Annotated in this window: 12 protein-coding genes; 4 read left to right on the forward strand and 8 right to left on the reverse strand. The window is 31.2% G+C overall.

Annotated features, from left to right (window positions below):
* The first annotated feature begins 65 nt into the window (after positions 1 to 65).
* Both lptB and ABI657_RS01220 read left to right on the forward strand, forming a co-directional pair.
* Positions 66 to 806 (forward strand): LPS export ABC transporter ATP-binding protein, encoded by a 741-nt coding sequence (gene lptB, locus ABI657_RS01215; protein ID WP_056255108.1) that lies wholly within the window; start codon positions 66 to 68, stop codon positions 804 to 806.
* A 50-nt stretch (positions 807 to 856) separates the two neighbouring features.
* The gene (locus ABI657_RS01220; RefSeq protein WP_348095409.1) at positions 857 to 1,078 is read left to right on the forward strand and encodes a DUF5808 domain-containing protein; all 222 of its coding nucleotides are present in this window, start codon (positions 857 to 859) and stop codon (positions 1,076 to 1,078) included.
* 3 nt (positions 1,079 to 1,081) lie between these two features.
* Here the strand turns inward: ABI657_RS01220 and ABI657_RS01225 are convergent, their stop codons facing one another.
* Positions 1,082 to 1,939 carry a glycoside hydrolase family 25 protein gene (locus ABI657_RS01225; RefSeq protein ID WP_348095410.1) on the reverse strand — a complete coding sequence of 286 codons (858 nt, stop codon included), beginning with the start codon at positions 1,937 to 1,939 and terminating at the stop codon, positions 1,082 to 1,084.
* A gap of 9 nt (positions 1,940 to 1,948) precedes the next feature.
* Positions 1,949 to 2,665, reverse strand: a complete 717-nt coding sequence (locus ABI657_RS01230) for a CDP-alcohol phosphatidyltransferase family protein (protein WP_348095411.1) — start codon at positions 2,663 to 2,665, stop codon at positions 1,949 to 1,951.
* A 273-nt stretch (positions 2,666 to 2,938) separates the two neighbouring features.
* Here ABI657_RS01230 and ABI657_RS01235 point away from each other — a divergent pair, with 273 nt between their 5' ends.
* Together ABI657_RS01235 and ABI657_RS01240 are read left to right on the forward strand one after the other, a co-directional pair.
* Positions 2,939 to 3,922: a PorV/PorQ family protein gene (locus ABI657_RS01235; RefSeq protein WP_348095484.1), complete on the forward strand. Its 984-nt coding sequence runs from the start codon at positions 2,939 to 2,941 to the stop codon at positions 3,920 to 3,922.
* A gap of 26 nt (positions 3,923 to 3,948) precedes the next feature.
* Positions 3,949 to 5,088 carry a DUF4105 domain-containing protein gene (locus ABI657_RS01240; RefSeq protein ID WP_348095412.1) on the forward strand — a complete coding sequence of 380 codons (1,140 nt, stop codon included), beginning with the start codon at positions 3,949 to 3,951 and terminating at the stop codon, positions 5,086 to 5,088.
* A gap of 4 nt (positions 5,089 to 5,092) precedes the next feature.
* Here the strand turns inward: ABI657_RS01240 and ABI657_RS01245 are convergent, their stop codons facing one another.
* The 6 genes from ABI657_RS01245 to ABI657_RS01270 form a co-directional block, all read right to left on the reverse strand.
* Entirely contained in the window at positions 5,093 to 6,487 is a 1,395-nt protein-coding gene (locus ABI657_RS01245) for a sugar transferase (RefSeq protein WP_348095413.1), read from the reverse strand.
* Between the two features lie 91 nt (positions 6,488 to 6,578).
* Entirely contained in the window at positions 6,579 to 7,943 is a 1,365-nt protein-coding gene (locus ABI657_RS01250; RefSeq protein ID WP_348095414.1) for an O-antigen ligase family protein, read from the reverse strand.
* Positions 7,944 to 7,968: 25 nt separating this feature from the next.
* Positions 7,969 to 9,045 (reverse strand): glycosyltransferase family 4 protein, encoded by a 1,077-nt coding sequence (locus ABI657_RS01255; RefSeq protein ID WP_348095415.1) that lies wholly within the window; start codon positions 9,043 to 9,045, stop codon positions 7,969 to 7,971.
* On the reverse strand, positions 9,042 to 10,160 hold the full coding sequence (locus ABI657_RS01260) for a glycosyltransferase (protein ID WP_348095416.1): 1,119 nt from the start codon (positions 10,158 to 10,160) through the stop codon (positions 9,042 to 9,044). Before ABI657_RS01260 ends, ABI657_RS01255 begins: the two co-directional genes overlap by 4 nt.
* On the reverse strand, positions 10,157 to 11,158 hold the full coding sequence (locus tag ABI657_RS01265; protein WP_348095417.1) for a glycosyltransferase: 1,002 nt from the start codon (positions 11,156 to 11,158) through the stop codon (positions 10,157 to 10,159). The genes ABI657_RS01260 and ABI657_RS01265 overlap by 4 nt, the downstream gene beginning before the upstream one ends.
* 6 nt (positions 11,159 to 11,164) lie before the next feature.
* Positions 11,165 to 12,703, reverse strand: a complete 1,539-nt coding sequence (locus ABI657_RS01270; RefSeq protein ID WP_348095418.1) for a glycosyltransferase family 2 protein — start codon at positions 12,701 to 12,703, stop codon at positions 11,165 to 11,167.
* Positions 12,704 to 12,706: the final 3 nt, after the last annotated feature.

Consider the following 12,706-nt stretch of genomic DNA (forward strand, 5'->3'; position numbering starts at 1 on the left):
ACTTTATTTTGCCCTCAGAGATAATAATTATCTCATTATCAAATTACCTAATTATCAATTGAAAAATGAAATTAAGAGCCGACAATCTAATCAAAACCTATAAAGGCCGAAGTGTTGTAAAAGGAATTTCTGTTGAAGTAAATCAAGGAGAAATTGTTGGGCTTTTGGGACCAAACGGTGCCGGAAAAACAACTTCTTTTTACATGATTGTGGGATTGGTAAAACCTAATTCAGGAAATATTTATCTTGATGATTTGGATATTACTGATTATCCGATGTACAAACGTGCGCAACAGGGAATTGGTTATTTAGCACAGGAAGCTTCTGTTTTCAGAAAATTAAGCATTGAAGATAATATTTTAAGTGTTTTGCAATTAACCAAACTTTCTAAAGAAGAGCAAATTGCCAAAATGGAAAGTCTGATTGAAGAATTCAGTTTAGAACATATTCGCACGAATCGTGGTGATTTACTTTCAGGAGGAGAACGCCGTCGTACTGAAATCGCACGTGCTTTGGCAACAGATCCAAAATTTATTTTATTGGATGAACCTTTTGCAGGAGTTGACCCTGTTGCGGTTGAGGATATCCAGAGAATTGTAGCTCAGTTAAAAAATAAAAACATCGGAATTCTGATTACCGACCACAACGTTCAGGAAACCCTGGCAATTACAGACAAAACGTACTTAATGTTTGAAGGGGGAATCTTAAAAGCGGGAATTCCAGAGGAATTGGTTGAAGATGAAATGGTTCGGAGGGTATATCTTGGTCAAAATTTTGAACTTCGTAAAAAGAAATTGGAATTTTAATTACAGCATTCAGTCTACGTTTTTAGTTTATAACTTAATAATGATCTAAAATGAATTCAGAAAAACCAACTCAGGAAGATTTTGAAAATTGGCATAAAGATCCCAATAATTGGTATTTGGGATTCTTATATTACAATCCGCAAGACAAAAGATTATTACCTCCAAAGAAAATAAAAGAACTGGGCTGGACCGTTAACTTTGCCAACCCCTATTCTGTTTTTATACTTATAGCAATTCTTGCCTTAATTCCGCTTATACATTTATTAAAATAAAAACTAATCGACAGTTATAAATTGCAATTGTTGTAAATCTCCGTTGTAAATATTTACATCTACAGTATGTTCGATTCCCGGAACGGAAGCTTTTTCGGTAAACTGCCAAAACAGCCAGTCGTCTTCAATTTTTTCTCTGTAGAAATTATAATTGGCAATCCAAAACAAATATTCCCCAAATTCATCTTTCAGGAAATCTGCATAATATCGTTCTCCGGTATAAATTATCGGACGGACTTTATAATGGTTTTCTACTTTTAAAAGCCAGCGTTTTAAACCTTTTTTCAAACTATCCAAAGGTTGGTTTTTTGGTAGCCTTTCAATATCCAGAACCGGTGGCAAATCGCCTTTTTCCAGTTTCACTGTTTTAATAAAAAGATCTGCTTGTTCAATAGAATTTTCGTTTGGCCGGTAATAGTGGTAAGCGCCGCGAATCATTTTATTTTCTTTAGCACCAATCCAATTTCGTTTGAACTGAAAATCCTTTCTGTCTCTACCGACAGTTGCTCTAATGAACACAAAATCAATCGGGTATTTTTGTTCTAAAGTATCGACATAAGACCAGCTGATTTTTCCCTGATATTCGGATACATCCAAGCCAATAGATTTTCCCTGATGTTTTGCGAGAACCTGAAAATTACGAACATCGGACAACCTTTTATCTTCTATTTCTTTTTCGGATAACCTGTTGCTTTTAAAACCTAAATAATAAGCTAATCCGCGACGATAATGATAAGCAATACCAAGAAAAAGGACAATGAACCCAATAATGGTTACGTACTTGAAAAGTTTGCCAATCGAAGATCCTGAGTTTGATTTTCGAATATAATTGTGTGTTCTCTTAGCGGGTTTTCTTTTCATTAAAAATAACTACTTTTTAAAAAACTTATTATTTACTACTGACAACAATACGTAAAAAATAATAATTAAAGGAATGGCAAGATAATTAAGCAGTAAAACTAACACAACAGAAATCAGTAGAAAAACAATTTGAAGAATATTGTCATTTAAGTTAAATTTCTTGACTTTTAAAGAAAACAGAGGGATTTCGGCATTCAGAATGTAAGCACTGCATATTGTAATAGCTAATAAAACCCAATGATTAGTTAAAATTCCGAAAACAATTAAAGAATCTGAATACTTAATAACCAACGGCAAACTCAAAATAAACAATGCATTTGCCGGCGTTGGCAATCCAATAAACGAATCTGTCTGACGGGTATCAATATTAAAATTAGCCAAACGATAACAAGAACCTAAAGTTATGATAAATCCAAGAAAAGGAATAAAAACAGATCCAATTTCATCATTAGGATTGGCACTTTTTAAAAACAAACTATACATTACATAACCTGGCACAACACCGCTTGTCACCATATCTGCCAAAGAATCTAATTGCAATCCCAGCGGACTTGAAACCTTAAATAAGCGGGCAAAAAAACCATCAAAAAAATCAAGGAAAATCCCTAAACAAACGAAATAAAAAGCAATTAAAAAATTATTTTGCGAAACAAAAACAACTGCAATACAGCCACAAAAAAGGTTAAGTAACGTAATTAAATTAGGGATATGCTTTTTAATGGTCATGTTTTAAAATTTGAGATTACAGAGAGCAAATTTAGTATAATAAGTGAATGTTATATACGTTTTTTAATAGAGTTTTTTTATCTATATCCAGACTTTTGCATTATTTATGAAAAGGAAGAAATAAGCTCAGTAAAAAATTATATTTTTGATGAAAATTAAAACAGGCTTTCGTCTGCAAAAAAACATACGTTGAAGAAAATTTTTGTGCTTTCATTATTTTGTACTTATACGCTACAGTATGCGCAAACCGTTCGGAAATATTCGAATGAATTTATGAATATTGGTGTGGATGCTGCTGCATTAGGGATGTCTAGTGCAGTGGTTGCTTCGACAAACGATGTAAACTCTGTCTATTGGAATCCTGCAGGACTAACGCATCTTGAAGATCATCAAATCTCATTAATGCACGCCAATTATTTTGCTAATATAGCCCAGTACGATTATATTGGATATGCAATTCCGATTGATGACAGAAGTGCCTGGGGGATTTCAATGATTCGTTTTGGTGTCGATGACATTTTAGACACTACAGAATTGATTGACAATCAGGGCAATATTGATTACAACAGAATTAGTTTGTTCTCAACAGCTGATTATGGCTTTACTTTTTCATACGCCAGGAAATTACCTGTCGAAGGTTTTCAATATGGCGTTAATGCTAAAATTATCAGGAGGATTATTGGAAAGTTTGCTAATTCCTGGGGATTTGGTTTTGATTTTGGATTGCAATTTGAAAAAAATGAATGGCAATTTGGATTAATGCTCCGCGATATTACTACAACCTACAACATTTGGAATATTGATGAAGAAGAATATCAAAAAGTAGCTAATGCCATTCCCGGAGAGAATCAGGAATTACCTGAAAGTACTGAGATCACTTTACCAAAAGCACAATTAGGAATCGCTAAAAAAATTGAATTTCACAACGATTACAGTCTTTTAATTGCTACTAATCTGAATATGAGATTTGAGCAGACTAATGATATCATTTCATCAAAAGTTATAAGCATTGACCCGGCAGTTGGATTTGAATTTGGTTATACTGACCTTGTTTTTTTGCGAGCTGGTGCCGGGAATTTTCAAAATGTTACTCAAATCGATAATACTGAAAAATTAAGCTTTCAGCCTAACATTGGTCTTGGCTTTAAATATAAAGGTATACAGGTTGATTATGCATTAACCGATTTAGGCAATCAAAGTACAGCTTTGTATTCAAATATATTTTCTTTGAAAGTAGATTTAGGCATCTTTAGATAGTAATTTTCAATCATAAAAATCAAATCATGAAGGGATTATCATTTCCAAAAGCAGTTTTTGTTTTACTAACATTTCTAAGTTTACATCCTGGTTTTGCTCAAAATTCAACATTATCCGAAAAGGCTGCTGTTAGTATAATTACCTGTGGATTGGGAAATGAAACCTATTCGTATTTTGGACACACGGCTATTAGGGTTAGGGATATTAAAAACGATATCGATATTGTTTTTAATTATGGCGCCTTTGATTTTAGAACTTCTAATTTTGTTATGAAATTTGCAAAAGGGGATTTGCAATATTTTGCAGTCGCCCATCCTTATACAGAATTTCTTAAGATTTATGTATATGAGCAGAGAAGCGTATTCGAGCAGAAATTAGACCTAAATCTGGATGTAAAACAAAAAATATTTGACAATCTTAATAACACCCTGCTTTCAGAAAATCGCTACTATACCTATAAGTTTATTGATAAAAACTGTACTTCCATGGTAGTTGAAGTAATTAATAAATCGTTGAATGAAAATGTAATCGCTAAAAAAACTGACACTGACAAAACCTATCGAACTATTTTATTTCCTTATTTCGATGGCCATTTTTATGAAAAATTAGGAACAAGCATTATTTTCGGAACGAAAGTAGATCAATTAGGCACCAAAATATTTTTGCCTTTCGAATTAAAAAATAGTTTAGAGAAAACGATTTATAAAAATCATCCTTTAGCAAAGGAAAGTAAAACGATTTTAAGTTTTAAAAAAGAAACACCTGCTTCATGGTGGAACAATGTTTTCAGTTATCTTATTTTGCTTGTTTGTATTGTTTTGATAAATAAAAGATTTGTAGATAAACTCTATCTTTTCATTCTATCATTAATGGGAATGTTTTTTGTAACAGTTGGTTTTTATTCTTTTCATCAGGAACTGGCTATGAATTACAATATTCTTTTATTCAGCCCGCTTTTATTAATTTTGATTATTTTATCAGCAATGAATAATAAAAAGGCAACTTATCAATTTGCTATACTGCATTTAATTTTATTGATTTTTTATACTCTTTTCTTAATTAACAAAGCACATTTTTTTATTGTTTTACCGATTATAATCACTACCGCAATAGTCTTGGTCAGAGTAGCAATTCGGAATAAAAAGAGAATTCCAATAATAATTTAATCAATTACTGCCCTCTATAAAATAAGACTGTAGTAATTGTTTTAAAAGTAATACTTAAATCAAGAAAAATGCTTCTGTGTTTAATATAATACAGATCGTATTGTAATTTTATCAAACTTTCCTGTATAGATTCACCATACGAATAATTAACCTGTGCCCAGCCGGTAAGTCCTGGCTTAATTACGTGTCGTGTTTCATAAAAAGGCATAATTTCGGCAATTTCTTTTACAAAAAATGGTCTTTCAGGCCTTGGTCCGATAACTGCCATATCTCCTTTTAAAATATTAATAAACTGTGGCAGCTCATCGATTCTTGTTTTACGCATGAATTTCCCGAAAGGGGTTACTCGTTTATCATTTGAAGTGGCAAATTTTATTCCGTTTGATTCGGAATTTTTTACCATTGTTCTAAATTTATATATTTTAAAAACAATTCCATTTTTACCCACCCGCTCCTGCGTATAAAATAAACTTCCCTTGTTGGCAATGAGATTTCCAATATAAATTAATGGAATAAATAAGACACAAAATAATAATCCAATCAGCGAAAAAGCAAAATCAAGAAACCTCACCAGTAATAAATATAATTTATTTGTATTGCTTCTGCTAAAAGGAAAAAAACGGTAAAAATCCCGTGAGATATAATGCACAGGAATACGTTGGGTTTTACTTTCATAAACCTGTGTATATTCTCTGATCAGATTTCCTAATTCTAATAAGTGAAGTAATTGCTGATACAAATCTGCTGTTATTCCATCAGTTTTTTGGGAAGCTATAACAATTTCTGAAACATTATTCATTTTTACAAAAGTTTCAATGTCTTGTTTTTTAATTTCTTTTACATAATTAAAAACTAAATCTTCATCTGATAAGGAATCAGAATTTACAAACCCAATAATCTTATAATGAGGATCAACATTCTCTAAACCCAACACCAATTCTTCTACCTGATTCTGATCACAAATTAAAACAACGTTTTGAGAAAAGCGGTTTGAAGCTAAAAAATAAACATAAAAAAAACGCCAAATTAACAACGATCCCAGAACGATAAAATAAAAAATGATTATCGTTAATCTGTGTTTCGGAAGTTCGGGAGATAATACAGGTGTAAACAAGTACACTAAAACTGTAGTTGTAGTAGTTAAAATAGTACTTCTAAGAATTTGAAATTGATTACTTGCGGTTTGTAAATCATACATTTCAAAGATTGCTCCAAAAATATTGATATACAAAACAAGCAAAATAATGGAATAACAGTTCGTGTCTTTAAAGTTAAAATAATTATAATCGAAAATTTGACCAAAAACATAGAATGCAGTTACTATAAAAATAACATCAAAAAAGTGAAGCAATATTTTGCGTTCCGATATTTCGAAATGTATTTTTTTTTTCTGTTGCATATTTCATTTACTCGTTAAGTTTGTATATTTAAATTTGGGGAATTTAAAATTATCAGAGCAAATGTATAATTAAATAATAAGAAAGCATTACCTAATATGTACTATTTTCCTTATTTTCAATGGTATTTTTTTTAATACCATTTATTGTAAGCAAAGTTAGTGCATATACAAAAGCCGGTGCTGCAGTACGCATTGCTGCATGATTTATAGTTAGCAGCCAAAAAAGATAAAAAGATAAAAAATAGAAATGCTGCCGGTTGTTTATATACATAATAAAAGGGGTGACAAAAAGGATCAATAACCCAAATAATCCAAACAATCCATGTTCAGCTAACATTCTGGTTATTTCGTTATGGGATGCTGCATCTTCAATTTTTCCCATGTTTTTCCTGTATTGTTTACCTAAACCTGCCCCTACTCCAGTAATAGGATTACTAAAAAACAAATTAAATTCTGCATTCATAATGGCCTCACGTCCACCTAATTTGTCTTTTTTAACTCTTCCTGCCGCATCTTCATTTGCATATCTTTTATTAATTAATCCTGAAGTTTGCAGTGAACTATAACTCCACACAGCTAATGACAGCAGAGCTGTTAGTATCATTATTATGCTTAATTTAAGTTTTGTTTTTACATTAGAATAATAATATAATAAAATTATTAAACCTACTATCATTGCTGCCCCTGTTATTACCCCGCCACGTGAAAAAGTAACAATTGCCCGATAACTTATAAGCAATAATAATCCGCCATTTAAAAACCACATTTTTTTTGTTTTTGAAAACAAAATTAATTGTGCAAAAAAAACAAACATCCCTAAGCCTAAAATGGTAGATACCTGATTAGGACCAAAACCTCCTGATGTTTCAAAATTAGATTGTGTACTCGTTACAACTTCCTGTACACTTGGATTATATAAAAATAAATATGCTGTAGTAGTAATTATTGGAAGTCCCATTGCTAATACAATATTTTGTAAATCAGCAAAATTAATATTTCTTTTTAAAGTATAAATTGCCGTAATGCCCAAACATACCGGACCAGAAAGATTAAAAACTAATACTTTTTTTATATCTGTTGATAAGTCATCTGATAAAGATGTCATTAAAATACCAGGTATTAATAATATTAAGAAAACACTGTACACCAATGAATTCATTGAAAACCCACTGTAAATCATACCTAAAAGCATAAAAACAATGACGCTTACTTTAACATATTCATTATTAAAATTTCCGCCTGTCATACGCAAAAAAACTTCCATCCCAACCATGTAGGCAGCGACTAAAAGGACTTCGTTATTTTTATTTTTAGTACCAAAAACATATAATAAACCTGCAAAAGGTACTAAAATTGCATAAATTTTAGACAAAAAAGGAAGAGCAAAAACAGCTAATGCAATAAATAGATGCACTAACACAAAGGAGGGATAAGAAAACTGTATGTTTTTTTTCATTCTTACAAAAATCTTTTGAGCGAAATTAGAACAAAGAAACCACCCATTTAATATATTTTTCAATAATATTTTTTTCGCTGTAATCCTTTTGGATTTTTTTATTTAATGTTAATGCTGCTTCATTCCGGTAAGTTTTATCCGAAATAAGTTTATTTACAGCATGAATAAATTGATCAACATTATTGGATTCAACAATTAATCCTTCTTTTTCTGAAGTTATTATTTTATCAATCTCTCCCACATTTGTTGCAATTACAGGTAATTTATACTGTCCATATTCTAATAATGCTAAAGGTAATCCTTCTGATAAAGATGTTAAAACTGCAATATCACATTGTTGCAGAGCAGAAGAAATAGTATTAGTTGATCCGTATAAAAAAACATTTTGTTCTAAAGTAAAACTTTTAATGATACTTTTTATATCTTCAAAATAAGCATCATCAAAATCTTTTCCAAACAAGTGAAAAGTCCACTCAGGAAATTGTTTTTTAATTCTATGTGCAACTTCCAGAAGCAGTTTATGGTTTTTTTGCGGCCGGAAATTTGCCACACAAATAATTCTTTTTCCATCACAGCCTTTTAATTCAATTTTTTCAACTTTCTCCTGCGAAACCTGAATAAAGTTGGGGAAATAAATTACGCTGGAACTGAATAAATAGGATTGTGCCCAACTCTTCAAATCAGAATTAACTGCAATACTTCCAATAAAAAAAACAGAAGATAATTTTAATATGATATTTTTCCTCAACGATAAATCCTGAGAAATTCCATAATGATCGTGCCAGATAATTTTTATTTTAGGCAAAGTCAATTTTACCAATACGGCAATAAAAAAAGAAGAACTATGTGCGTGAAGAATAAAAATTTTATTTTTTTGGAGATACTTCCTTAATCTGAAGATAGCTAAAAAGTCAATCCTTATTTTTTTATCCAGAAATAAATAGGAAACTTTTTTATTGATTTGATTCTGCAGTATACCTTCCTTTCGCGTCGATATCAAGCCTGAAAATTCTATTTTCTCAGCTAATGCATTAGCATAATTTAAGGCCATTCGTTCAGCACCTCCCGGTTCTAAGGAATCTATAATTTGTGCTATTCTCATTTTGTCAGCAGTTTTTTTATTTCAGCTTCAAATATATCAGTTGTATAGCTTCGTGACCAGTTACTGGCTATTTGACTTTTATTATCAAAATCTGATTTATTTTTAAAAAGAGCTACAATCTGAGAACCATCGGTTTTTAAATTCATTTTTAATAAAAGACCTCTATTACCAAAATCTAACATAAATGGAATACATGAAATGGAAGTTGATAAAGGCACACAGCCCCAGAACATACCCTCAGCAATTGCTTTTGGCCAACCTTCACTTTTAGATGGTAAAATAACAAAATGACTTTCCTGGTACGCTTTTTTCAATGTTTCCTTGCTTTGATTTCCATTTAAAATAATATAATCTCCTAATTGATTAATTTGAATATAATCTTCCAAAGACAGTCTTTCTGAACCTTCTCCATAAATATTTAAAGTAGCTTTATTTCCTTCTTTAATAAGATTGTGAACTAATTTTATAGCATACATCGGGTTTTTACCAGTGACCAGACTTCCAACAAAAATAAAACCAACCACTGAGTCAATACTTGTTTTTGCAACTATTTCTTTTTCCGATTCTGAATAACTTGCTGTAAAAAAAGGTTTTATGTTTTTAGATTGATTATTCCAATTTCCGTAAACCAGAACCTGCATATTCCGGGTTAAAAATGTATTCTTTAAAATATACTTTTGTAATTTATAAGTCCACGGCTGCTTAGCATTAGGATCCCAATTACCGGCATATTTTGCAGTTTTTATTTTATGTGGAAATAAAATCTGGACAAAACATGCTAATAGTCCAATATTTCCTGGACATCTCAAGTGGATATGGTCAGCACTTTTCATTGCAGAAAATAGATTCCATATAATTATAGGAAATTTAAACAATGCCAATATACTTTCCTTAGCAGTAATGAAACTAAAATTAGGAACTTTTCTAAAATTAATATTGCTATGTTGATAAAAACTATCAATACCACTTGTACAATTACCTTCTGCGGGTGCAACAATAATAACCTCATCAACAAATTGTAACCAAATATTCATTTCACGAATATAGGGATCATAACCAAAATATAGCTTATTGTAATATTTATGGTTAACGTGCGTAATTATGGCAAACTTCATGATTTAAACTTTGGTTTATTAAACAATAAACTCCACCATCCAATTGTTCTCCCAAAAGCTTCGGTAAAAGCTGCTTTTTTATTGTTATCATTCAGGACATTGGTGTACCTGACCATATTTAGCAATAGTGTAATTGCATTCCATTTCAAATAATCCTTAATATTTGGTTTCGGATTTTTAACCCGCCAGACGTACCAGCCATTTCGAACTACCATCTTTCCGTATTTATATTGATTTGGACGGCCTGATGGATGATGAAAATGACTTAATTTAGCAGCAGTATTTAGATATAATTTTCCTTGTTTTGCAACCCTTAAAGTAAAATCGGCATCTTCATACAAACCATACCCTTCAAAGTATATTGAGAAAGAAAACATTTCAAAAACTGATTTTCGAAATGAGGAAACACCACCCATTAGTTGTTCTGCTTCATATATTTTATTGCTGGGAGGTAAAAAACCAACGCTTCTTCCGTGAGAAAATGTTGGAGAAAAACCTGGTAGGCAATCACTGTCTAAATTCAGTTTTTTTCTTAAAACAAATCTGCTTCCGTCTTTACGTTTCCATCCATCAAAATAAAACTCATTTATTTTCGGAACATAACTATTTGTTACTTTTTCCCATTTTGTTTCATTATCAATATATCCTCCAACACCTAAAGCCTCAGGATACAAATCATAGGTTTCTAATAAATTTTCAAAATAATCAGCTGCTAAAACCGTATCATCATCTAAAAAACAAATAATTTCTGATGCTGCATTTACTTTTGAAATTCCAAAATTCCGTTGTCTTGTCAATCCTCGATTTTCGTTTGAAACTAAAAAATATTTTAAATTTTGAATTGAACTGTTTTTTAAAAGAAACGCAGTATCATTATTTACAGATCCATCAATAATTAAAATCTCATCGGGATACATTTCCTGTAACTGAACGGATTTTAATAGTTTACTTAGCGGCTCAGGGCGCATGTAAGTGCAAATAATTAAGGAAAATTTCATATTGCGCTATTTATATCTTATTCCGTATTCATTAAGTTTTTTAGCATAAAAAAGCGATTTCTTAAATTGTATGTTTTTGTAGGGAAGTCTAAAAAAACGATATAAAAAACCTGCTTTTGATCCTTTAAAAAGATACAGGAAAAAATATTTACATTTATATTCTACTATTTGCTGAGCAGAAAAATGCTTCACTATTCCGTACATAACGGTTGGGCTTGGAACGGGTTTTATCCATTTTACCGGATTGTCTAATTCCCAAGGTTGCTGTTTTCTTTTTTTACCAACAGTTTTGGCCTGATTTCCCCAAAAACGATAGCCTCCGACAGGAGGTTTTAAATGCAAATTTGGTGAAAAAGGATTTGCTATTACTGGCACTCCTAATTTCGCTAAGGACATTCCAAAATCACTATCTTCTCCATAACCTCCATCAAAATTAATATCGTTACCAATTAGTCTTCTCACATATTCTGTTTTTACGCATGAATTTGCATTACTGAAATTTTGGGAAATCCCAACTTTCCATCTTTTGTCTCCTAATTTCTTCAGCTTATCATCTAAATCAGTCAGGTTTTGCTGTTGATTATCGGCCCGAATATCAAGACCATTGCACGCATTTGTTTTATACGTCTGAAGAATTTTTAAATGATTTTTTATAAAATCAGGTTGAATCCGAATATCATCATCCCCAAAAACGATATAGTCTCCCGTACAAAGTTCTATAGCTTCATTGCGTGCCCTGCAGCTCCCTTTAGTCTCCTGCCATTTTATTATTAACTCAAAGGGGAAATCTTTTGACTTGTATAATTCTTCATTTCGTAAACTCTGCGGTGTGGCATCTACAACAATAACCTGAAATAAGGGATATGTCTGATTAGCCAAATCATCTAATAATTGCAGCGTAAAATCTTGTCGCAACATGGTTGGAATGATATAACTCACTAATGGGTTTCCCTCTATATTTTGTAATTCCCGAACTTTTACAATTGGTTTTTCAATATTTTTTTTGAAGTTATTCTTAGCATAGAAAAACGCATTCCATTCTTTCCAATTCCAGATTTCTTTTCGAAACAGCATAAAAACAGCATGCTCAATTTTGAAATTCTTTCTGTAAAAAACATACCTGTCTTTTACTGATATATTAATTTTTTCAATTTTATTTTCATTAAAAAGATTTTTAATATATAAAGGAATTGCAGCTGAATTCCGTAATGCATTATATCCGAAATCCAATGCCTGTAACTGAATATTCTGATATTCATGATCAAATCCGTTCAAAGTTTCCCAAACCGATTTTCGTATTGCGAATTGATTGGGATTAATTCTCCAGCTTACACATTCATCCAGATTATCAAAATCATTTATATAGGAAAAAAAAACAGCCGTTTGATAAACTAATTCCGGAAAAGCATTTTTATAACCCTGTTCGAATGAACTATGCCAAATATCGCCTGCTCCAAAGGATAAAAGTTCTAACTTAGAAAAATCAGGCTGACCATTGTAAAGGATAATTTCACCAGCACTTGTTACAAATTCATTTAGATTCATTAT

This window comes from Flavobacterium sp. (assembly GCF_039930565.1).
Lineage (GTDB): Bacteria > Bacteroidota > Bacteroidia > Flavobacteriales > Flavobacteriaceae > Flavobacterium.